The sequence below is a fragment of the Shewanella algae genome, from assembly GCF_009183365.2.
Taxonomy (GTDB): Bacteria; Pseudomonadota; Gammaproteobacteria; order Enterobacterales; family Shewanellaceae; genus Shewanella; species Shewanella algae.
Genome location: NZ_CP068230.1, coordinates 995,745 through 1,018,319, shown reverse-complemented (window position 1 = coordinate 1,018,319; position 22,575 = coordinate 995,745). Strand labels below are relative to the sequence as shown.

At 53.7% G+C, this 22,575-nt stretch carries 23 protein-coding genes; 12 read left to right on the top strand and 11 right to left on the bottom strand.

Annotated features, from left to right (window positions below):
• Positions 1-258: 258 nt before the first annotated feature.
• Complete coding sequence (trpS, locus tag E1N14_RS04550) at positions 259-1,260, top strand: tryptophan--tRNA ligase (protein WP_025010003.1); 1,002 nt, start codon at positions 259-261, stop codon at positions 1,258-1,260.
• Between the two features lie 401 nt (positions 1,261-1,661).
• Positions 1,662-2,219 carry an acyloxyacyl hydrolase gene (locus E1N14_RS04545; protein ID WP_081782896.1) on the top strand — a complete coding sequence of 186 codons (558 nt, stop codon included), beginning with the start codon at positions 1,662-1,664 and terminating at the stop codon, positions 2,217-2,219.
• Positions 2,220-2,243: 24 nt separating this feature from the next.
• Here the strand turns inward: E1N14_RS04545 and E1N14_RS04540 are convergent, their stop codons facing one another.
• On the bottom strand, positions 2,244-2,501 hold the full coding sequence (locus E1N14_RS04540; RefSeq protein WP_025010001.1) for a putative hemolysin: 258 nt from the start codon (positions 2,499-2,501) through the stop codon (positions 2,244-2,246).
• 336 nt (positions 2,502-2,837) lie between these two features.
• Here E1N14_RS04540 and E1N14_RS04535 point away from each other — a divergent pair, with 336 nt between their 5' ends.
• On the top strand, positions 2,838-4,373 hold the full coding sequence (locus tag E1N14_RS04535; protein ID WP_028780202.1) for an MFS transporter: 1,536 nt from the start codon (positions 2,838-2,840) through the stop codon (positions 4,371-4,373).
• Positions 4,374-4,510: 137 nt separating this feature from the next.
• The gene (locus tag E1N14_RS04530) at positions 4,511-5,593 is read left to right on the top strand and encodes a methyl-accepting chemotaxis protein (protein ID WP_062793428.1); all 1,083 of its coding nucleotides are present in this window, start codon (positions 4,511-4,513) and stop codon (positions 5,591-5,593) included.
• Between the two features lie 3 nt (positions 5,594-5,596).
• On the opposite strand, the gene E1N14_RS04525 is transcribed toward E1N14_RS04530, so the two are convergent.
• On the bottom strand, positions 5,597-6,310 hold the full coding sequence (locus E1N14_RS04525; protein WP_025010000.1) for a 16S rRNA pseudouridine(516) synthase: 714 nt from the start codon (positions 6,308-6,310) through the stop codon (positions 5,597-5,599).
• A complete protein-coding gene (locus E1N14_RS04520) occupies positions 6,300-6,938 on the bottom strand; it encodes a helix-turn-helix transcriptional regulator (protein WP_028780204.1) in 639 nt (212 codons plus the stop codon). The genes E1N14_RS04525 and E1N14_RS04520 overlap by 11 nt, the downstream gene beginning before the upstream one ends.
• Before the next feature lie 139 nt (positions 6,939-7,077).
• Between E1N14_RS04520 and E1N14_RS04515 the strand changes: the two genes are divergently transcribed.
• The 3 genes from E1N14_RS04515 (at position 7,078) to E1N14_RS04505 (ending at position 9,302) form a co-directional block, all read left to right on the top strand.
• Positions 7,078-7,680, top strand: a complete 603-nt coding sequence (locus E1N14_RS04515; RefSeq protein ID WP_062793429.1) for an NADPH-dependent FMN reductase — start codon at positions 7,078-7,080, stop codon at positions 7,678-7,680.
• Between the two features lie 49 nt (positions 7,681-7,729).
• Positions 7,730-8,149 carry a VOC family protein gene (locus E1N14_RS04510; RefSeq protein WP_025009999.1) on the top strand — a complete coding sequence of 140 codons (420 nt, stop codon included), beginning with the start codon at positions 7,730-7,732 and terminating at the stop codon, positions 8,147-8,149.
• Positions 8,150-8,414: 265 nt separating this feature from the next.
• Positions 8,415-9,302, top strand: coding sequence for a universal stress protein (locus E1N14_RS04505; protein ID WP_062793430.1), 888 nt, complete (start codon positions 8,415-8,417; stop codon positions 9,300-9,302).
• A gap of 1 nt (position 9,303) precedes the next feature.
• On the opposite strand, the gene folM is transcribed toward E1N14_RS04505, so the two are convergent.
• Positions 9,304-10,011 (bottom strand): dihydromonapterin reductase, encoded by a 708-nt coding sequence (gene folM / locus E1N14_RS04500; RefSeq protein WP_208125566.1) that lies wholly within the window; start codon positions 10,009-10,011, stop codon positions 9,304-9,306.
• A gap of 276 nt (positions 10,012-10,287) precedes the next feature.
• Here folM and E1N14_RS04495 point away from each other — a divergent pair, with 276 nt between their 5' ends.
• The gene (locus E1N14_RS04495) at positions 10,288-10,755 is read left to right on the top strand and encodes a DUF4920 domain-containing protein (protein ID WP_025009997.1); all 468 of its coding nucleotides are present in this window, start codon (positions 10,288-10,290) and stop codon (positions 10,753-10,755) included.
• Complete coding sequence (locus tag E1N14_RS04490; RefSeq protein WP_062793432.1) at positions 10,745-11,305, top strand: PepSY-associated TM helix domain-containing protein; 561 nt, start codon at positions 10,745-10,747, stop codon at positions 11,303-11,305. Before E1N14_RS04495 ends, E1N14_RS04490 begins: the two co-directional genes overlap by 11 nt.
• A gap of 81 nt (positions 11,306-11,386) precedes the next feature.
• Here E1N14_RS04490 and E1N14_RS04485 read toward each other — a convergent pair whose 3' ends face one another.
• From E1N14_RS04485 to E1N14_RS04465, 5 genes are all read right to left on the bottom strand, one after another.
• Positions 11,387-13,390, bottom strand: a complete 2,004-nt coding sequence (locus tag E1N14_RS04485; RefSeq protein ID WP_062793433.1) for a TonB-dependent receptor plug domain-containing protein — start codon at positions 13,388-13,390, stop codon at positions 11,387-11,389.
• Positions 13,391-13,497: 107 nt separating this feature from the next.
• Positions 13,498-14,307 (bottom strand): class I SAM-dependent methyltransferase, encoded by an 810-nt coding sequence (locus tag E1N14_RS04480; RefSeq protein WP_025009994.1) that lies wholly within the window; start codon positions 14,305-14,307, stop codon positions 13,498-13,500.
• Positions 14,308-14,346: 39 nt separating this feature from the next.
• Complete coding sequence (locus E1N14_RS04475; protein WP_037436757.1) at positions 14,347-15,087, bottom strand: ABC transporter ATP-binding protein; 741 nt, start codon at positions 15,085-15,087, stop codon at positions 14,347-14,349.
• Positions 15,084-16,091, bottom strand: a complete 1,008-nt coding sequence (locus E1N14_RS04470) for a FecCD family ABC transporter permease (RefSeq protein ID WP_025009993.1) — start codon at positions 16,089-16,091, stop codon at positions 15,084-15,086. The genes E1N14_RS04475 and E1N14_RS04470 overlap by 4 nt, the downstream gene beginning before the upstream one ends.
• Positions 16,088-17,128 carry an ABC transporter substrate-binding protein gene (locus tag E1N14_RS04465; RefSeq protein ID WP_025009992.1) on the bottom strand — a complete coding sequence of 347 codons (1,041 nt, stop codon included), beginning with the start codon at positions 17,126-17,128 and terminating at the stop codon, positions 16,088-16,090. The genes E1N14_RS04470 and E1N14_RS04465 overlap by 4 nt, the downstream gene beginning before the upstream one ends.
• 301 nt (positions 17,129-17,429) lie before the next feature.
• On the opposite strand from E1N14_RS04465, the gene E1N14_RS04460 reads away from it, so the two are divergent.
• Positions 17,430-19,385, top strand: a complete 1,956-nt coding sequence (locus E1N14_RS04460; protein ID WP_062793434.1) for a methyl-accepting chemotaxis protein — start codon at positions 17,430-17,432, stop codon at positions 19,383-19,385.
• 104 nt (positions 19,386-19,489) lie between these two features.
• On the opposite strand, the gene ung is transcribed toward E1N14_RS04460, so the two are convergent.
• A complete protein-coding gene (gene ung, locus E1N14_RS04455; RefSeq protein ID WP_025009991.1) occupies positions 19,490-20,158 on the bottom strand; it encodes a uracil-DNA glycosylase in 669 nt (222 codons plus the stop codon).
• A 332-nt stretch (positions 20,159-20,490) separates the two neighbouring features.
• Here ung and E1N14_RS04450 point away from each other — a divergent pair, with 332 nt between their 5' ends.
• On the top strand, positions 20,491-20,817 hold the full coding sequence (locus E1N14_RS04450) for a DUF3144 domain-containing protein (protein WP_025009990.1): 327 nt from the start codon (positions 20,491-20,493) through the stop codon (positions 20,815-20,817).
• 200 nt (positions 20,818-21,017) lie between these two features.
• Positions 21,018-21,917, top strand: coding sequence for a LysR family transcriptional regulator (locus E1N14_RS04445; protein WP_210736193.1), 900 nt, complete (start codon positions 21,018-21,020; stop codon positions 21,915-21,917).
• Here the strand turns inward: E1N14_RS04445 and E1N14_RS04440 are convergent.
• Entirely contained in the window at positions 21,906-22,523 is a 618-nt protein-coding gene (locus E1N14_RS04440) for a LysE family translocator (protein WP_025009988.1), read from the bottom strand. The genes E1N14_RS04445 and E1N14_RS04440 overlap by 12 nt on opposite strands.
• Positions 22,524-22,575: the final 52 nt, after the last annotated feature.

Here is a 22,575-nt window from a genome sequence, read left to right as displayed (position 1 = left end):
TCCTGACAAAAAACCGACCTTTAATTGACTTGCATAACACAGACTCAGGACTTACTATCCTTGGGTCTTTAAATGTATTTTTGATTAATCCTATGTATTCCCCAATCGACTCATTGCTCATGCAACAGACTTGGTGGCGCAGCCCAAACCGGCGGTGTCAGGATTAAACATAGGTAAAATCATATCTTCCGGGCCGCCATAAGGCGGCCTTTGTGTATCTGTACGTCTTATGGCTCCGGCAATTTCAAGGAGAACAAGATGAAACAGATCATACTCACAGGCGACAGACCCACAGGCAAACTGCATATCGGCCACTATGTCGGTTCGCTCAGGCAAAGAGTCCAGGTTCAGGACGAATTCGATCAGAACGTAATGATCGCCGACTATCAGGCTTTGACCGACAACGGCCATAACCCGGCCAAGGTGACCGACAATATTCTCGAAGTCATGGCCGACTACCTGGCGGCCGGGTTGGATCCGGCCAAGACACGTTTTTGCCTGCAAAGCGCGCTACCGGCGCTGTCGGAACTCACCTGTATCTACTTGAACTTGGTGACGGTTGCCCGGCTTGAGCGCAATCCCACAGTCAAGGCGGAGATCCAGCAAAAAGGCTTTGAGCGCAGCCTTCCGGCGGGTTTTCTGGTCTACCCCGTCAGTCAGACCGCCGATATTACCGCCTTTCGCGCCACTCATGTGCCTGTGGGTGAAGATCAGTTGCCCATGCTGGAGCAAAGCAATGAAATCGTCCGTCGCTTCAACAATCTGGTGGGGGCTGAAGTGCTCAAGGAGTGTCAGGCAATTCTCAGTGACACAGGCCGCCTCCCAGGCCTCGACGGCAAGGCCAAGATGTCCAAATCCCTTGGCAACACCATAGAACTGGGAATGAGCAGTGACGAACTCAAGCAAGCGGTGTTTTCCATGTATACGGATCCCAACCATCTGAGGGTGGAAGATCCGGGCAGAGTCGAGGGCAATACGGTGTTCAGTTATCTCGATGCTTTCCACCCGGACAAGGCGCTGGTAGCCGAGCTCAAGGCCCATTATCGCCGAGGTGGCCTCGGGGACATGAAGTGCAAACGGATACTCAATGACTGCCTGCAGGAGTTACTCGCGCCCATGCGTGAACGGCGTAGTCAGGCTATGGCAGACAAGGGGCAACTGCTGGCGATACTGCAGCGGGGCACGGAAGAAGCCAGAGCCATCAGTGATGCTGTACTGCAAGATGTCAAAGCCGCCATGGGACTTAATCTATTTCGCTAACCAATGGGTCACTCAGCTGTACTAGCTCAACCCAAGGGGCCATAAGCCCGCCCCTTGGCTGAGCCTCTCGCAGCGCAATCGGTCGGACTTTTCGCTGGCCGGCATTGCCCGCCAAGATGCAACACACTGTCACTGTCTGAGTGACTAATCCCGGCATGACTATAGGGTTAAAATAACCAAGTACAGCGATATTCCCTCTGTAATACCCCTTAAGGCATTAAATCCGACTGGCTTGAACCAGCTGAACCTGACCACTTAGTTTACTTTTACCAGCAAATACAGTTTGGTTTGGCACAGGCTAACAATTCCATTTTTTAGAAAATTAACTCGCTTTTATTGCGATATTTTTTCTAATTTTACGGATTTAAACTGCCGACATTGATTCGAGAGGCAGAAACGAGATGAAACACTCACAGAGACTATTCCCCCTTCTGACACTCATGCTCAGCTTGATATTGCCGGGCTGTTTATTGCCGGGAGATGCCAACGCCGCCGAACAGGGCATGGCAATCAACTATATCCATGGCGAAGGCCAGGCCAACGGTATCAAACTGGCTTATCAGCTGTATCTGGATACCCTGAAACCTATCAGTGAAGATTTGGAACTGACCCTGGAAGCCAGTATCAACTTTTGGGAATACGGCGAGGATAACCAGCATGATGTCAATCATGTGCTGGCCATGTCACCCATATTGAGATACCCGCTGATGAGGGGGCAATGGCTGGACTTTTATCTCGAGGCCGGGATCGGCTTTGCCCTCTTGGATGACAGCCAATTTGCCGGTAAGGATGTCGGCTCACACTATCAGTTTGAAGACAGATTGGGCTTTGCCTTCAAATTTGGCCGTCAGCGCAAACAGACTGTCTCCATCACCTACCTGCATTATTCCAATGCCGGCCTCAGCAAGCCCAACCCAGGGCTCGACTTTGTCAACCTGGCCTACAGCTACCGTTTCTAACCCCCTTTTAGGGAGTCGGGCCAATCAATTTACCGGATGATTGGCCCGAAAATAGGTCCACTCTTCCACAATGCTGCCATTCGGCAGGTGACAATAGCCTACAGTGCCCTTTTGTTCCTGAACCAGCTCCAGCTTACCGCCGGATTCGACACAAAATACCGCTGCCGGATTAGGGCTTCCCACAGTATCTTTCAGACTCTCGGACTCGGTTTTTGCCGCCTCTTCAGAGCAGCCCGCCAACAGTAACAGAGTGCCCACAGTCATTACAGTTAATACTCGCATCTTAGCTCCTTACTCAGTCCCTTGGGCGCGCTCAATTGCCACCGCAGACTTTCCAGTATCAGCTCAAACAAACTCCAAGCTACAAGGAGATAGCAAGGTCTGCAAGCGAATGAGTCACTTATCCAAGTTAATGATTTGAAAGTTATGAATATTGTTAAAAGTAAACAGCAATTTTTGCCAGGCAGATCGTGATTTTTCCAATTTGATCAGGCTTGTTTTTTGGTGTTTGACAGTAAAGCGGGTAAAGTGTCGCGGTTATCACCTTTTTTGATACAAGGCATTAGCCTGCAATTGATAAAAGACCTACAAACATAATAATACAGACAAGGGAAGAGTATGAGCGACTCCAACTCCTGTGCGGGCAATGACCTGCGCGAAGTCAAGCAACTGGGGATGTGGGCTTCCATCGCCAGTTTAAGCTATATCTTCTGGCTGGTCGGCGGTATGGAACTGGTTGAACGTATCGCCTACTACGGCGTTAAGGCCAGTGCCGGACTCTATGCCAAGGCACCGGCTTCCGAAGGTGGCCTAGGTATCAGCCTCAGCGATTACGGTATCATTATTTCAGTCTGGGCCTTACTGCAGACCTTTGTGCCGGTATTTACCGGCGGGATCTCAGATAGGGTCGGCTACAAAGAGACCATCTTTGCCTCAACCATTATCAAGATCTGTGGCTACCTCTGTATGGCCTTCTTCCCCAGCTTCTGGGGCTTTTTGTTCGGCGCCATGTTGCTGGCGGCCGGTACCGGCATCTTCAAGCCCGGCATCCAGGGAACGCTGGTGCTGTCCACCAACCGTAACAACACCTCCATGGCCTGGGGTATCTTCTATCAGGTTGTGAATATCGGTGGCTTCCTTGGTCCCTTGGTGGCAGTGCATATGCGGCAGCTGTCCTGGGACAATGTGTTCTACGCCTGCGCCGCCATTATCTCGCTCAACTTCCTGTTCCTGCTGACGTACAAAGAGCCGGGTAAAGAGCAACGCCTGGAGCGGCAACGTAAGATCAAGTCCGGCGAACTCAAGCAGGAAATGCTTTGGAAAGATGCCTGGAGCGAGCTGAAAAAGCCGGTAGTCATTTACTATATGCTGGTGTTCTCCGGCTTCTGGTTCCTGTTCAACTCCCTGTTTGACGTGCTGCCTATTCATATCGCCGAATGGGTCGATACCAGCGTGATTGTCACCAGCCTGTTTGGCCCTGAAGGCACCAGTAATGGCATACTGCAATTCTGGCTCGGGCTGAACAACGAAGGCACCAAAGTCATGCCGGAAGGCATGCTCAACCTCAACGCGGGTCTGATTATGACCAGCTGCTTCCTGATAGCCGCCCTGACCGCCAAGTACCGTATCACCAGCGCCATGCTGGCCGGCTGTCTGCTGTCTATATTTGCCTTTGTGTTGATCGGTGCCACCCATGCGGCCTGGTTTATCGTGTTGGCAATCGCCATGTTCTCTCTCGGCGAAATGATGATAAGCCCAAAGAAGAACGAGTTTATGGGTAATATTGCCCCCGAAGGCAAGAAGGCCATGTACCTCGGCTTTGTGATGTTGCCACAGGGCATAGGCTGGGGCCTGGAAGGCTATTTCGGCCCCAAACTCTATGAAATCTTTGCCTCCAAAGAGATCTTCTCCCGTGAGATGCTGCTGGATAAGGGCATGTCACAGAAGGATGTGGCCGCCATTCCGCAGGGGGAGGCCTTTCATAAACTGGTTGAGTTCACCGGCCAAAGTGGCCGCGAGCTGACCGAGATCCTCTACCAGAGCCATAACATAGGCATGGCCTGGTACATCATAGGCGCCATAGGCACCATTTCCGCCGTCGGCATCTATATCTACGGTAAGTGGCTGCTGAGAATGCAGCAGGCCCAAGCCTGATTTGATACGCCACCTCAGGGTGGCGTTTTTATATATTGATTGTAAATGAGAGCTTGATCCCGCCAAGGGAACGGGCCAAAGTCTATGCTTAAAATAGCCATAAATAGAATGCAACTATTTGTATCCAAGGAAGTTTTATGCTTTTTAACCATCGTCTTCACCGGCAGATAGATTCATTGAAACAACGGCTCGAGGAACAGGGCCAGCAGCACCAGACGACACTGGAGCAATTGCAGTTGCAACTGGGGCAGCTCAAACAGGAAAGGGACCAGGCACTGGCGCAAAACCGCGACTTCGCCGCCATGCTGGCCTGCCAGAACCAGGGCGGACTCATGTTGCAATCGGTACGCGAGGCCATGGCCGAAGACGCCGGACGTCTGCTTGAGGAGCAAGGTAAGCTGGAGCAGCTCAACGCCCTGTTCGAGCAAACCCGCAGCGCCGTTGCCAGGCTGGGAGAGCGAGCCCATCTGCTCAGTTCACAGTCACAGCATAGTCTGGGGACAGTGGCGCAGCTGGATACCAGTACCCAAAGCATCAGCCAGTTTGTCAGCGCCATTCAGGGTATTTCGGCACAGACCAACCTGTTGGCGCTCAATGCAGCCATCGAAGCCGCACGCGCCGGAGAGGCTGGTCGCGGCTTTGCCGTGGTGGCCGATGAAGTCCGGCAGTTGGCGGCCAAGGCCAGTGACGCCAGCCAACAGATAGAGCAGTTGGTGCAGCAGATCATCACTCAGTCGGAAAGCATACGAACCCTGACAGATGACAACCAAGGCTGCGCCGATGAAGTGGCCAGCTCAGCGGTGCAGATAGACACAGTGGTCACTCAGGTATTGGCGCAATCGGCGCAGATGCAGCAGGTGATCAGCCATGCCGCGACTGTGTCTTTCCTCAACACCACCAAGCTGGATCATGCGGTATGGAAGCAGAATATCTATGAACTGCTGCAAAACCAGTGTTTTGATCAGCCGGTAAACAGCCACCATGACTGCCGTTTGGGTAAGTGGTACTACGAAGGACAAGGCGCCAGCCTCTATAGTTCACTCCCGGGTTTCCGCGAGTTGGAAGCGCCGCATGCATTGGTGCACGAGAGTGGCCGCCTGGCGCTGGAACACGCCGCAGCCGGCGACACCACAGAGCAGGTAATGGCGCTGCAACGGATGGAAGATGCCAGTATGCAGGTGGTGCAGGCCATAGATAGCATTATCGCCGCAGTTCAGTAGCCGTCAGTAAGCGACCGACTCCACCTCTTCCCGGGTCAACTCTCTGGCTTCGCCCTCGGCCAGAGAGTCATCCAGCACTATCTGAGCTATCTGGCTGCGATGCAGCGCCAGCACAGGGTTACGAAAGCGGCCGAACATGCGTTTTATCTGGTGATATTTGCCCTCAGTGAGTATCACATCGGCCTCATGGCTTGCCAAAATTCTCAGTTCGGCCGGCGCTGTGATGACGTTTTCAAACTCAAAGAAAAATCCGTCCCTGAAAGCCTCGATATAAGTGTCATCCAGCGGATTGGCCAGACGCACCCGATAACGCTTGGCTTTACTCGATGAAGGCAGGGTCAACGCCTGGGTCCAGCGGCTGTCATTACTGAGCAGCACCAGCCCGGTACTCTGCTTATCCAAGCGGCCGGCGATATGCAGCCCCGGCACCAATGCCGCCGGGGGCAGGCAGTCGAGTACGGTTTTATGCTCGGGATCTTGGGTGGCGCTCACTACTCCGGCAGGCTTGTTCAGCATCCAGTAGACAGGGTCTTGCCGCTGCAGCCATTGCTCATCGAGACGAATATGACTGAACTCATGGATAAGCCTGTCTGCGGCAAACACCTGCTCGTCATCGAGCCAAACCCGGCCATCGGCAAGCAATTGCCTGGCCTGTTTGCGGGGAATATTCAGCTGCCCGGCGAGAAACCTGTCCAGCCGCCCCCTCTTACTGCGCATCGTTTAAGGCGCCTTTAGCTTCAATCCGATAAGCACAGCGACGTGAACCATCCAGAATGTGTTCGCGGCGACTGACTTCCACCTCAGGCCCCAGCAGCTGCCGGAACAAAGCCAGCTCAGAGCGACAAAAGTTCTGGCAACTCGTGGCCGCCGCACAAATGGGGCAATGATTTTCCAGCAGCCAAAAGCCGGTACAGTCCGCTTCAATCTGCGCCATATAGCCTTCACGGCTTCGGATCTCTGCCAGGCATTCCAACTTATCGGCCAGGGAAGCGGCAGCGGCCATCTGGCTCGAATAGCTCTCGAGGCTCTGCTGCTCCCTGTGACTGATGAGTTTATCCAAGCCCTCGTCACCAAAGACCTGACGCACTGAAGTTATCAGTTGCAGGCTCAGCTCATCGTGACGGTCGGCAAACAGCGAGCGACTCTGCTCGGTCAGCGTCCAATAACGCGCAGGTCTGCCGCGGCCTTCGGCCCTGTCTTCAGTCCGCACCAGCCCCTCGGCTTCAAGGGCTTGCAGATGTTGACGTACCCCCATACTGGTCAGCCCCAGCTCTGCGGCCAGGCTCTGGGCCGTCTGGGCTCCGTTCAACTTGAGAATGTCGACTATCTTGTCTGTGGTCTTCATGGCACCTCCAGCGCTGATTATGCCCGGTTCAGGACGCCGCATCCAGAATAAATAAACTTTTTTATTTATTTTATCTTTACATTATTAAGTAAAGCACATACCTTATAAAACAATAAATAAACAAAAAGGTTTACTTAACATGAAATACCTAGTCGTCAGCGCCAGCCAACGTTTCCAATCCCAGAGTGCCAAGGTCGCAGAATTCATCACCCGGGAAATAAAGACCAAGCAACTCGCAGAGGCGGAGCATTTGGAGCTCTGCGGTTTCTATCTTCCCTTCTGGGATGGTGAGCAACGAAACAAGGGAGCCGACTGGCAACGGATAGAAGCCAAGGTGACAGCAGCCGATGCTCTGGTGCTTATCACTCCGGAATGGGGCGGCATGGCGACACCTTTGTTGAAGAACTTTCTGCTGATGTGTGACAGCCAACATACGGCCCATAAGCCTGTGCTGCTGGTTGCAGTTGTCTCAGGCATAAGCGGCGCCTATCCCATCAGTGAATTGAGAATGAACGCCATGAAAAACAACAAACTGGTGGCCGTTCCGGATCATTTGATCGTCCGCGATGTCGAGAAAATGCTCAACCCCGAATGCGACAGCATCCGCGATGCCAGATTAAGAGAAAGGATAGGTTATAGCCTGCATATGTTGGCCCAGTATGCAGCAGCACTGGCACAGATACGTTTTGCCCACAGGGACGCCCCCTTTCCCAAACAACAGGAATATTGCTACGGCATGTAAACAAAGGCCCAAACAGGCGTAAAAGGGACAAATATCAAGGAGAACGCAAATGATACAACTGGAACATCTGAACCTGGTGGTCGCAGACCTCCCCAAGACCCTGGATTTTTACCGCGCCGCCTTTCCTCACTGGCAGATCCGCTGCCAAGGAGAAGGAAGCTGGTATGGCAAGCCACGAAAATGGCTCCACTTCGGTGATGACTATCAATACCTGGCTTTCAGCGATAACGGTGAAGGCAATAACCGCGACTTGAGCGGTCATCAACCCGGGCTGGCCCACTTCGCCTTTGTCACTGCAGACATTGACGGGGTGATCAAGCGCCTGCTGGACGCAGGCTATAGCATAGATAAAGACGGTGCCGACGAGCCCTGGCGCCGCAATGTGTACTTTATCGACCCGGCCGGGTTTGAAGTGGAGTTTGTCCAGTACCTGAGCGACCTGCCAAAACAGCGCAATCGCCCAAGCTAAGGGCTGTCATAAATAACCTTACAGGCTCCCTCGCCTTCGCTCACTGGGTGGGGGAGCCGCCTTGATTCACTTCTTGGCAAACAGACTGTACAACCAGCCTAGGGTGACGGCACCTTGCCGTAAGACCGAATTCAAAGTAGACCGGCATAAAGACCCAAAAGCCGCTATTGACGGGCATTTCAAGAGCAAAAGGATCTGATGACGTGGCGCGGTATGGCTAGACTTATACGAAGCCAATATTAGACTTGGCCTCGAGGATAGAGTCATGAGTGTATTTACACGCTTGCTGGCCGTTTCGGACGACAGTAACAGAGGAAAACTGGCCCTGAGAAAAGCGGTGCAACTGGCCAATGCCAGCCATGCCGAGCTCACACTGCTCAGAGTCAAAACCCCTAAATATCAGGGTATTGGTCAGTGGCTACAACAAAAAGTGCATCCACAGCCCTTGGTTTCCCATCTAAGGGAAAAGCGTCCACATTACCCATCGAGGGAACTGAACCTTTGCTTGAAGCAGTGTCAGGCCAAGGATCTGCCAACCGCCATTCTCACCGAGCTAAAACAGGCGCATTACGATCTGCTGTTGGTAGAACATCACAGCTACTCAGCCCTGCAGTGTGAATTGGGTCATACAGATGACTGGCAACTGCTGCAACGGGTGTCCCTGCCGGTGATGTTTGTCAGCGACTCTCCCTGGGAGCAGCAAGGGTCGTTACTGGCGGCTTTGGAGCTGGATGAAGACACGGAAGATCATTCCCATTTCAATCACAGGTTGCTGCAACAGGCCTTTGATTTTGCCAGTTTGCTGCAACAAAGGCTGCATCTGCTCAACTGCTATCAGGAAGCGGACATCAGTATGGCCTTCGATAACCAGCAACCCGGCTGTCGCTCTCAGAAAGACAATCAGTGGCAAAAACTGCGGCAGGTCGCCAGGCCTTTGGCCTTGAGTGACGAGCAGTTGCATCTGGCCAGCGGCATGCCGGATCATGTGGTACCGGAGGCCGCCCACAAATGGCACAGCAACATAGTCATCATGGGCGCGGCAGAGCACAGAGGGTTGCTGAGCGAACTCAACGGCCACGCCTCTGAGCAGATGCTCAATCAACTACAGTGCGACGTGCTGGCCTTAAAGCCCAGTTGTCCCTTGCTGCATTGAATCACTTAAGCGGCCGCCCACCATCGAGTGACAGAGTGCGGCCCGTCATATAACGGCTGGTCATCAGATACTTCACGGCGGCCAGCATCTCCTGCTCGCCGCCCTCTTTGGGCAATAATGCCTTGGCAAGCGCCTTTTGCCGGTAGGCGCTATCATCCTGCTCATTGAACAGCATCAGTGCCGGCGCTATGCCGTTGACCTTGACGCCCGGCGCCAACTTGGCGGCAAATGACAGGGTCAAATTATCCAGCGCCGCCTTACTGGCGGCATAGGCTATGTGCTTCTTACTGCCCTTCTGCGCCACATAGTCGCTGATATGAATGATATCCCGGCTGCCTATCTCATCAGTTTCCAGTAGCGGCGCCAGTGCCAGATTCAACTGATAGGGCACGGAGGCGTGGATCTGCATCATGCTGTCAAAAACCTCTGCGGCATCTGTGTCAGGCCGCTCCGGCATCCAATCCGAGGCGTTGTGAATGATTGCCCGCAGAGACTCATGCTTGCTTTTTACATCGGCAATAAAGGCTTTGATCTCGCTATTTTGCAAGAGATCCACTTGATGCAACTCGGCGCCCGCGGCCTTGAGCTCGTCGATGGCGGCGTAATGGCTGCGATAGGTGCCGATGAGTGGATAGCCCTGAGCCATCAAGTCCCTGGCCATTGCCAGTCCCAGACGCTTTCCGACGCCGGTGATCAAAATAGGCTGCATGTGTTTTCCTTCCATTTGTCCGTCGCGCTATTGTTTCACGTTCGGCCGCACTCTGGCCAGTCTCGCCATCCGGGGACCAACAGCTGAGTATCACCTCTTGGAAACCCTATTGAAAATAGACAGATAATCTTGATTAATCGGCAAAATGCCAACCAGCTCGCATATTGGGATTTCAATGCCCTGAATACTTGAATATCGCTTCAGGCTTCAATAATATCGCAACATTAAATAATAACCATTCTCAACAAATTATATTTAACTACAAAGGTTACACCCATGCGTATCAATCAGTTAATCCTGTTGGCAGCCCTGTTTACCCCTCTGGCCTTTAGTGCCGACAGCAAGTTCGGCGAACCGGTCGATCTGAATATCTTCGTGCCCATTTCCACATTGATGGCATCGCCGAATGACTATGTGGGTAAGGAGCTCACGGTAGAAGGCACCATAGTCTCAGTGTGCAGCAAGCGGGGCTGCTGGATGGAACTGGCAACCGACGACAGCTTTGATCGATTGAGAGTCAAGGTTCGCGATGGCGAGATGGTCTTTCCCGTCAGTGCCCGTGGGCAAAAAGCCTATGCTACCGGAGCGTTAGAGGCAATTGAGCTGGATCTCGAACAGACCCGCGCTTATCTCGGGCATCAGGCCCAGCAACACAACAAGCCCTTCGATCCTGAGTCCGTAACTCAAGCAGTGACTTTCTATCAGTTGCATCCATACGGAGTCGAAATCCGTGATGCTGAGTAACAAGCTGCGCAAAAGGATCCGTTTATTGCACAGAGACATAGGGTATCTGTGCATAGGCATGACTCTGGTGTATGCCATTTCGGGGATTGCCGTCAATCACATCAATGACTGGAACCCCAACTACCAGATAACCCAGAGTGAGAGCCGTGTCGAAGGGTTGAATCCTTCACTGGGTAACAATGACATTCAAAGCCTGTTAAGCAGCCACTTTTCGCTGCAGGATAATATCCGCAGCGGTTATCGTGCCAGCGCCAATGAGTACCAAGTCTTTCTCAAAGATGGCAGCCAGCTGAGCGCTAACCTTATATCCGGCACAGTCTCAGCCGAGATAGTAAACAGCAGACCATTGCTGCAGGCTCTCAACTATCTGCATCTTAACCATGCCCGTGACGCCTGGACCTGGATTGCCGACATCTATGCCGCTATGCTACTGTTTTTGGCGCTATCGGCGCTGGTGATGTTGCGTAGTGGCAACCTGCTCAAGAGCCGCAAGACCTGGCTGACGCTCACAGGCGTCCTGCTGCCTTTGCTGTTCATTCTGCTGCGCTAACGCACTCTGAACAAAACGCTATCAGATAACAAAGAACCCGCTCATGGCCGGGTTCTTCTGTTTTCTGCCTCCTTGAAAGGCTTAGTGACCGAAACGGTATTCCACCCCCAGCCAATAGTTACGTCCCTCCTCGGGGAAGCCCTCACTATAGGCGTAGTTACGGTCAAACAGATTGTTGACCGAGGCATTAACACTCAGCCCCTGCCAGATGCGGTAGTCGAAGCGAATGCCGGTCACTCCGAAACCACTGGCGACCTGATTGCCATTTGAATTGCTGAGGCTGTCGCTGCGAGCTTCCTGACTCAGAATGATGTCCAGCTCCTCCAGCGGAGTCAGCTTAACCCAGGCAAAGAGTTGATGATCCGGCAGGCCGGTAACATCGAGCTGCTCATCCTCAACATCGGCGTGAATATAGCTGTAGCTCAGGCCAACACTGGCCCAATCGCTGAGATCACCATAAAGCCCCAGATCCAGCCCGCTGTAATCTACCCTGCCGCTGTTGCGGTTTTGGATAAGTGTCGGGGTGATGTTATGGGTCAAAATCGCATCGGACACCCGGTTATAGTAGACACTGCTGTCCAGTTGCCAGTTAGCGGCCAGAGTTGCCTGATAACTGAGCTCCAGGTTGGTCGCCCGCTCAGGCTCCAGATGCGGATTGACTATGGCGGTTTGGCCATAGGCGGGCCTGAAAGTGGTGTAGCGTTCTTTCAGCGTCGGAAAGCGGCTACGCTGGGATAGAGACAGTTGCAGTGTATCCAGGTTTGCCAATTCATAGCAGGCCATCACTTGCCAGTTGAAGGCGTGCTGCGAGTTGTCTTCATAGCGGGTCAGGCTGCCATCCTTTTCATGCTTGTAGCCTTCAAGGCTCTTGCGGGAGTCGTAGCTGATGCCCCCTACCAGATCCAGGTTATCTCTCAGTGCCCATTGATACTCCACTGCCGCCGATAGGGTTCTATCCTTGTACTTGTCAAACTCCCCGTCAGGCTCCCCTTGCTCCTTGTGCAGGTCTTCCTTCCAGTGAGCGGCAAACGACAAGATGTCGTCTTTGCGCATATCGATACTGAGCTGCAGGCCGGCACCATTGCTGGCATCGTCATAATGACTGTAGGGGCCTTTTTGTTGCTGCAGGTTTTCCAGGCTCTTGTATATCCTCAGGGTGTTTTCAAATTCATCGCGATAGAGGCGACTGTGCAGCACAACCCCAGGGCTGAACTCTGTATAGCCGCTGTAGTAAAAGCTCTGTTTGTCGTACTGCGGCCATTGCCAATAGGTAGGGCGAATATCGGCTTCTGTGCCGGCATAGGGCGGACTGTTCTTTTCCCCTTCCTGGCGGATATAGGTAAAGATGTACTCGTCTGTTTCATTGGGAGTCAGACCAAATTTGGCGGTACCGCGGCTATCGCTGTATGCCGAGTTGGCGCGTTTGCCGTCGCTGCCGGCGATCGGGTTGTCGTTGTCGTGGGACAGGCCAACAAAGTCTTTGTCCAGCTTGTTGCCGCTCAATTGGATAAAGCCCCAATCATTGCTGCCAGCCAGACTGGCATCCAGGCTATAACCGTTGTCCTCTCCGCGGGCCCAGCCTTGGGAGGCGCTCAGTTGTGCTTCAAAGCTCTTCTTGGGTCTGCGGGTCGTCAGGTTGATGGCACCGCCCATCATGTTCGGTCCCTGCAGCAAAGAGGCATAACCTTTAGAGACTTCCACCGAGGCCAGATCCGATGCCAGAAAACGCCCCAAGTCCAGATTGCCGTCATAAGGGATGTAAATCGGGATCCCATCAAAAAACAGCGGCACCTGTTTGCTGTCAAAGCCCCGAACCTTAACCTGAACCTCGTTACGACGACCGGATTTTTGCAGGCTGACCCCGGGAATAATATTCAGCGCCTCGGCCACGTTTTGCTTGTTCAGCATCTTGATGGTGTCTTGATTGACGCTGTGTTGATTGGCGGCAATTGGGCTACCCCAAACGCTGATCCTCTCGATTTTGGTGTCGGTTTTCTTCTCGGGCTCGGCACCACTGCCATTGGCAAATGCCAATGGCGAAACCAACATCAGCGGCAAAATAGGGTAATAACTCTTTCGTTTCATACTACAGACCTTCAACATAACATCGATATATAAACACCTATATATCGATACTTAAAAAATACCCGGATCCCTTGAGCAATCCGGGTATAAAAAACTCGACAATCGCCTCAGGCTAGAGCCACAGCGTCCCAATAAACCATGGCCCAACTGCGATCACCGGTTCGCAGCGGTTTACCCTGCTGCTTATGACGCTGATAATACTCCTGCAACCGCAGCTTTTCGGCGTCATCCAGAGGCCCCAGCGACCAGGCAACGTTGTCTTCAAACTGGGCGTAACTCTCGGCTTGGTTCATGCAACCACTGGACTCGATGAAGTCCACCTTGGGCTTAATGCCCATCTGCTGCAAAATATTCACCGCATACAGATAGTTCGGCAGAGTCACTAGCTTACGGCCTATGACCTGAATAATGGCGGGATCGATAAAGGTTGAGCTGACAGTATGAGTGGTATAAACCCGCTTGCGGGCCTGGCGATTGAGCTTTTCCAGGGCACTCTTGAGGCAGCCCACCAGAGTCGAGCGCGACGCCACTGCGATATCACACACGGGGATGTCGCTCCAATCATCTTCCCAGGCTCTTTGGATAAGAGTGACATTACTCAAGCCTTCCGCATCTGCGCGGCGCTTGGCCACTTCCAACATGCCGCTGCTGTAATCCAGGCCATAGACGGCACGCATCTTGTCGGCCAGCCCCAGACACACAGAGCCCGGGCCACACCCCATATCCAAAAGAGTGTCGCAATCACTCAAATCCATCAGCTTGAAAAAGCCCTCCAAGTAACTGTCCTTGGGTCTGGCGCAGTTCTCGGCCATCTTCTCGGCCCGTTTATCCCAGTGTTCGGCACTCTTGTGGCTACGTTCGGCCCTTTGCAGGTGCTCGCGGTACATGGCGGCAAAGTCCAGCTCTTCTATTATCATGAAATCACCTTGCTTAAGATTTAACCCTCAGCCGGCACCTCAAAGGTGCTCGGCAATCGCAGACTCACTGACGCCATAGAGCTGCGCCAGTCCTGATACCTGTAACTGCCCGGCCACTGCGCCTTGTCTCAGGCCATGACCGGGTTCCACCAAGGCCACGCTATCGGCCAACAGCTCGGCATGGCGTGGATGGTGAGTCGACATCAAGACTGCGATTCCCTGCTGTTTGAGTCGTTTAACCTGAGCCAGCAACTTGATTTGATTGCCGAAATCCAGGCTGGCGGCCGGTTCATCCATCACCAGCAATCTTGGAGATTGCAGCAAGGCCCTGGCAATCAACACCAGCTGGCGCTCGCCGCCGCTTATCTGATCCATGGCGCAATCGGCCAGGTGAGCTATATCCAGTTGTTTCAAGACCGCCAGCGCCCGCTTCTGCTCATTCGCGCCGGGCACGGCAAACAGTCCCAGCCGCGACTGGCAGCCCATGAGCACCATTTCCAACACCCGAAAGGAAAAACGGCTCAACTGTGCCTGTGGCACATAGGCCATCTGTTGTGCCAGCTCGCGCTGCGACCATTGATGAATTTGCCTGCCGGCTATCTTTATCTCACCGGCAAGCGGCACCAGCAAGCCAAGCAATGTTTTCAATAAGCTGGTCTTGCCGCTGCCATTACAGCCGAGCAAACAAACGATTTCAGCTTCCGGTAAGCAAAGCTCTACATTAGCCAGCAAAGGCTTACCGGCATAGCCCACTGTGACGCCTTGCATGCTGGCTATCATTGGCCACGGCCTCCGCCTCTTAACAGTAAAAACATAAAGAAAGGCGCGCCTATGCAGGCGGTCAAAATCCCCAGCGGCAGCTCAATCGGCGCCAGAGTGCGGGCTAGGGTGTCGGTCAGCAGCAACATAAAGGCGCCCAGCAGCATGGACATGGGCAACAGCCTTCTGAAATCGGCGCCCACCAGCATACGAGCGATATGCGGCACCACCAGCCCGAGCCAACCTATAATGCCGGCGATGGATACCGCCGCCGCAGTCAGCAGTGTGGCCGCCAGAATAAATATCAGCCGGGTTTTCGCTATGTTGAGCCCTAGGCTGCTGGCCTCATCGTCGGCCAGGCTTAACAGATTCATACGCCAGCGCAACAGCATTAACGGCACCAATCCCAGTATCATGGGCAGCAGGCTGGACTTGAGATCTTCCAGAGTGATATCCGACAACCCGCCCATCAGCCAGAAAGTAATGGAAGGCAGTTGGCTGTAGGGATCGGCCAACAATTTCATCAATGAAATACCTGCGCCGCACAAGGCGCCAATAGCTATGCCAACCAGAACCAAAGACAACACAGGATCGCCCTGACGACTGAGCCGCGCCAGCAGACAGACCAGAGCCACCACCAGCAAACCACCGAGAAAGGCAAACAGCTGGATGTTGTAAACCGATAAGTCCAGATAAATGCCCAATACGGCGCCCAGACCGGCCCCGGCAGAAACGCCCAGAATATCAGGTGATACCAGAGGGTTACGAAACATTCCCTGATAGGCGGCACCGCTTGCGGCCAGACCGGCTCCTATCATAAGCGCCGCCAAAATTCTGGGCAGCCGCAAATGCCAAAAGACACTGATACTCTTGCCGTCCAGGGCGGCCACATCGCCACCGATGGCATGCCAAAGCGCCTGCCCCTGCTGCGCCAGACTGAGAGGATACTGGCCACTGGCTGCGGCAAAACAGAGAATGCTGAGACAAATTCCGGTCGCCAGTGGGTATTTGATTCTGTCGTTCATTCGGGGCGCAGCAGATTGGCCGCCTGCTCCTCGCTAAGCTCACTGTGGTAAAAATCGCGGTAGAAATCCTTCACCAATGCTTGCTTGGCCTGCTCATCAGCGCCGGACAACAGCAACCTAAGGTAACTCATGCCCAACAGCCGGTTTATTCCCGGCGGCGAGTCAATCCAACCAAAGGGCTTGTTCGGCAACCAATAGACCCGCTTGTTGCGTACAGCCACCAGCGTGCCCCAGACAGGATCTTGGCGAATATGGCGGATAAAGGCGGGATCCTGGCTGATGATTAGCTCTGGCTCCCAGGCCATCAATTGCTCCAAAGAAACTTTGGCCAAACCGCGATAGTCTCCGGCCTTGGCTACATTCTTAAGCCCAAGCTGTTCTATGGCTTCGGTGTGAATGGAACCTGTGACCCCGGTTTCAAGACCCGTCGCACCGCGGCCGAAATAAAAAGAGATGGGCTCTTCCTGGCTAAGGCCAAACTCTCTGGCATCACTGAGTATTTCGGCCGTGCGCTGGGCAAGAAAATCTGCCCGTTCGTTAGCTCCCAGTACCTGCCCCAGTTTTCTCAATTGCGCCGGGGTGCCTGTGAGTGAACCATCGAGCAGCAGAAACGGCACGCCGCTGATGCGTTCCACCTTTTGCGCCATAGATAAGTAGTTTTGGCTGAGGTTGCCATAGTCGACGACAAGATCCGCATCCAGAGTCATCAGCTTTTCCAGCGAAAGGCTGGCATTGCGGCCCACCAAACGGCCCAGTCTCGGCTTTTGCCACAGGCTTAGAGCAAAGCCATGCTGTTGTAACAAGGCCGGCTTGAGGTGGGCATAACCGAGCAGCTTTTCCGGACTCAAGGCCAACAACAGCAGGTCCGCCGGCCCTCCGGCACTGACCACCCGCTTGATATCTGCAGCCGGCGGCAGCGCCAATTGTCCGTTTGAATTCGGCTCAGTCCCATAGGCCGGCACAGGATTGGCCAGCGCGGGGAAACAAACCAACAACCCAAGACTCAAGCCGGCCTTGATAACACTCCTTCTATCCAATCTTGTTTTTCCTCGCCGCCATTCGTTATATACAAAAATATATAACGCTTGAAATTACCTTTCTCCCCCCACTTTGGCAATGGATAGAGATCACAATTAAAAGATTTGCAACAGCAATTGCTTAAAGGCGATCAGCGACTGGCAGGATAGCGTTACTCCCAAGGCGAAAATTTACACAATAAATTTTTGGCCGCTTGCTCACTCCTGTTCTAAATTTTAAGCAGCCAAAAACTTTTGTGCTGTGTCACATCGAATGGAATTGGATGCTGTTTCTCTCAGCCGTTTGACAGGGAGTCAACCTATGCGCTTTACCACCAAAATCAAGCTTATCAGTCTGCTTATCGTGCTGGTTCCTTTAGTGCTGGCAACGGCATTGGTCAGTTGGCTCGCCAAAGATGAGCTCTATAATCAGGCCGAAGAAAGGCTGCTGGCCGTCAGAGAGATCAAAGAGCGCCAGCTCGATGCCATGTTTGCCAACTTCGGCAACAATCTGGATGCAATCGCGGCCGTGATCCAAAACAGTGAATCACTCAACAGTCTCAGCCAGTCCCGCCCCATGCTGGAAGCCCTCAACAAAGAGTTGGGCTTCTACGATATTTTCATCATCGAAGACTCAGGCTTGGTGAAAGACACTGTGACCCATGAAGCCGACTGGGGCAGTAACCTGCGAACCGGGCCTTATGCAGATTCAGGTCTTGGCCGTCTGTTCAGAAGCGCTATCAACAGCAACGGCGCAACTGTGATGGCCGATTTCAGCCCTTATGCCCCCTCGGGCAATGAAGCGGCAGCCTTTATCGGCAAGAGCATTCAATATCAGGGCCGCCCCTTGGTGGTTGCCGCCCAGCTCTCCATCGACAGGATCAATGGGGTGATGCAAATTCGCGAGGGTATGGGCCAAAGCGGTGAAACTTATCTGGTGGGTGCCGACAAGCGCATGCGCTCCGACTCTTTTCTCGACCCGGTCAATCGCACAGTCAAAGCCTCTTTTGCCGGTACAGTCAGGCAAAATGGCATAGATACCCAAGCGGTGGAACAGGCGCTCAAGGGTCAAAGCGGTGTCACGCAGCTCAAGGATTACAAAGGCAATCCAGTGGTTTCATCCTATGCTCCCATAGATGCCTTCGGGGTTCGTTGGGCGCTCTTAGCTGAAATCGATCAGGCCGAAGTCGCAGCACCGGCGCTGCATATGGTTTATGTCGGTGCCATGGTGTGCCTCGGCGCCATAGTGCTGGCACTGCTGGCAGCCAAGCTGGTCAGCAACTTTGTACTACGCCCCTTGGGAGGCGAGCCTGCCGACATGTGTCAGCTCACCTCAGTGATAGCATCCGGCGATCTCACCAGCACGCTGCAAGTAGCACAGAGCGACAGCCATCTAATGAGCTGGTTGGCCAGAATGCAGAGCAAGCTCAGGGAGATCATCGCCCAGCTCATAGGTATGGGACAGGAGCTGGAATCGGCAGCAGAGCAAAATTCAGCCGCCATCACCCAGGCCGATTGCAGCATTCAACTTCAGGCCAAGGAAACCGACATGCTGGCAACTGCGGTGGAAGAGATGAGCTATGCCGCCGCCGAAGTGGGCCAGAATACTGCCCACGCGGCCGATGAAGTGAACGCCTGTCAGGTCGCCAGTGAAACCTTGAGGCAAAACCTGGATCATACCCGCGCCAGTTTGGAAGTCACCCTCAACAACTTTGCCGAGATCCACAAAGAGGTTAACTCGTTGGAACAGGACAGCCAGAAAATAGGCACTGTGCTTGAAGTGATAGACAGCATTGCCGAGCAGACCAATCTGCTGGCGCTCAATGCTGCCATTGAGGCGGCCCGAGCCGGTGAACACGGTCGCGGTTTTGCCGTGGTTGCCGACGAGGTACGTCAGTTGGCGGTCAAGGTGCAGGAAGCCACCCAGGATATAGGCAATGTACTGCAAGGGATCCAGCGCCAATCCGGTTCTTTGGTCAGCCACAGCCAAACCTGCAGCGATGAAGCAGCCTCTACCGCCGAGAAAGCCGAAGGCATGCGTGAAGCGGTCGATGATATCAGTAACCGGCTACAGACACTCAAGTCCTTGATGAGCCAAACGGCTACGGCAGCCGAGGAACAAACGACGGTATCGGCAACCCTGGCCAAAGGGATTTCCGGCCTCAGTGCCGCGGCCGAGGAAAACAGCACCGCCATCAGCCAAGTGGCCATAAGCACCCGCAGCTTGCTGGGACTGGCGAATCAGCTTGGTGTCACCACAGCTCAGTTCAAGGTCTGAGGCAATTCAATCCACAGTATCGAGCAGTAACCCAGGTTTCTGCTCGATACTGTGAAATAGCCGCTATCTCTCTAGTTAAGGAAAGTGCGAAATAAGCCCCTTCTCTAAACCTGCCAATCTATTTCGGCTTGCTGCCACTGTTTCAGTTGCTGATTGATGGCCGAGAAATGGCCGCAGCCAAAGAAGCCACGATAGGCTGACAGAGGCGAAGGATGCGGGCCGCTTAAGATCTTGTGCTGCGGCGCCTTGATAAGCTTGCCTTTCTTAATGGCATGGCTGCCCCAGAGGACAAAAATAATCGGCTCTTCACGCTGATCCAGCAGTTGCAGCGCCCTGTCGGTGAAGGTTTCCCAGCCCGCCTTGGCATGGGAGTGCGCCTTGCCCTGCTCCACCGTCAGCACAGTGTTGAGCATCAAGACTCCTTGCTTGGCCCAGCTCAGCAGATTGCCATGATCCGGGATTGAGAATCCTGGGATGTCGGTCGCCAGTTCCTTATACATATTGACCAGCGAAGGTGGCGTCTTCACCCCGGGTTTAACCGAGAAACACAGGCCATGAGCCTGACCTGGGCCATGGTAAGGGTCCTGACCTATAAGTACCACTCTCACCTTGTCCAGTGGTGTCAGCTCAAAGGCGCTGAATACCTCGTCCTCAGGAGGAAAGATAGCCTTGCCGGCGGCGCGCTCCGCGGCAACAAACTCACTGAGTTGCTGGAAGTAAGGGGCCTGTTGTTCAGCGGCGATAAATGCCTGCCAGTCAGTGGGGAGCGCCATGGTGATAATCCTCTGTGTAAAAGAGGCCATAGCTTAAGAGTGCCGACTGCGGGATACAAGCGCCGAGTGTTGGCTCTGTGGCCTGGATTCAAAGGAACCTGAGTCGATTTTACAAGCCAACCTATTGAGGAGTAAGCCAAGATAACCCGCGGACACAGAATTGAGTGACAGCAACTGCAGCCACTGTTGAAGCGACTTTTTTCCCAAATGCCAGGATCTTGGCAAGCAAGCACGGGGATTCAGATCCCAATCGCCAATATTTTTCCTTGGCACAGCGCCTTTTTAGGTTAGAATCGGCCCTCAATCTTTGGCTTAGCAAGAGCGAATATAGTATGTCAGACGACAACAACCAAACCACCATATTCCAGTTAGCAGATCAGTTTATCGCCCTCGCCAATGAGCTGACCCAGCAAGAAGGCGACGTAGGTAAAGTCGGCACCGCCCTGAGATTTGCCGCCGCCCGCTTCAATGCTTTTGAAGCCGCTATCAAGTCTGCCGATCTGGGCGCCGAAAAAGCCAATGCTCTTGAGTGGTTTACCGCCGAATATCGCGACATGCTGGATGACAACCTGGAAGATCACATTGCCAACCCTCCAGTGGTCAACAGCGAAGAAGCTGCCGAACCGGCAGGCAACGCCGTGCAGCAATTCAAGATCTGAGTTTCCTGACAACTGCGGGGGCCTGTGTCCCCGCACTATTACACCATTTCGGCTTTCCCCTTCTCGGTCCCGTCAGCGCATCACCGTCTCTGTCCTTTCCTTTCTCCCGCGACACTTTCAAAATTTATTTGAATATCTGTCGATTACAGGCGTAAATAACAGCTGGGGTAACAGCAGGAAACAACTATCGGGAAGCACGTATGATACGAGCATTGCAGGACTTGAAAATATTCAGCGAAACCGCCAGACAGGGCAGCCTGTCGCGGGTGGCGCAACTGCTTGATCTGACTCCGGCCGCCACCAGCGCCGCCATCAAGCGCCTCGAAGCCCAACTCAACACTGTACTCTTTGTTCGCTCTACCCGCAGCCTGCGTCTGACACAGGAAGGTGAAATCTTTCTGCAGCACTGCAATGAAGCCCTGAATATTCTCGACGATGGTTTTCAGGCGATTCAACAAGGTCAGAGCCTGCTCAAGGGCAAGTTGCAGTTGTCATTGCCATCGGATCTCGGTCGCAACCGTTTGCTGCCGATATTGGATGAATTTATGGAACGCCACCCGCAGGTGAGTATCAGGGTGCAGATAAGTGATCGCCTGACGGATATCTACCGCCAACCCGTCGACATAGTGATCCGCTACGGGCTTCCGGCCGACTCGGCGCTTATCGCACTGCCGCTTTGCCGTCAAAATGACAGGGTGTTGTGCGCCTCTCCTGACTATATTGCCAGGTTCGGTGCGCCGGGCAGCCCAGAGGAACTGGCAAAGCACAACTGCCTGTGCTTTATGCTGGCCGATGCGACTCACAGCAGGTGGCATTTTCAGTCACAGTCGGACCAAATCACAGTGCAGGTCAAAGGCGATAGAGTCGCCGATGATGGCGAGTTGGTGCGGCGCTGGGCCGTGGCAGGCAAAGGCATAGCCTACAAGTCGCGGCTCGATATCAGCGAAGAGCTGAGAAACGGTCAACTGCTGCAACTCTGCCCCGAGTGGCGCGGTGAAGAAGCGCCACTCAATATGCTCTGCGCCGACAGACGTCAGCTCAGTCCTTTGGTTATCGCCCTCAGGGAACATCTCGAGCAGGCATTGCAGTCACAGCAGTGAATAGATCACCCGCCCGGCCAACAGGATAAGCACCAGGCCGCTGAGGCGGTCAATCCATTGCGCCTTTTCTCTCAACTTGGGCAACACCTTGGGTTGAGACAAGAGGAAGGCTATCAGGGTGTACCAGAGTCCATCCACCAGCATGGGGGTCAAGACTATGATGCCTCGTCCCAGTAGACTATCGGCGGCGGCGACAAACTGGCTGAACAAGGCCAGGAAAAACAGCAAAATTTTGGGGTTAAACAACGAAATGGCAATGCCGTCCCGGGCAGCTGTCAACATGCTCGTCGGCTTGCCGGCACTGAGTTTTTGCTGCATTCCACCCTTGGATTGCAGCGCCTGAACGCCTAGCCAGGCGAGATAGAGCGCCCCCAATATGGCGATGCCGTTAAACAGCAAAGGGGTGTGTTTCAGCACCACAGCCAAACCCAGCAGAGTGATAAAGGCGTAAACACCTATCCCCAAAGAATGCGCCCAGGCGCAGGTAATGCCCCGACTGCGCCCGCCTCCCAAGGTGTGACGCACCACCATGGCCAGGCTAGGCCCAGGTGACATGGCCCCCAGACACGAGATAGCCACCAGTCCCAACCAATCACTCCAATTCATTGTTCCCCCCTCAATGAAACACACCATTTTGCCCTGTCTTGTGCAAACAATT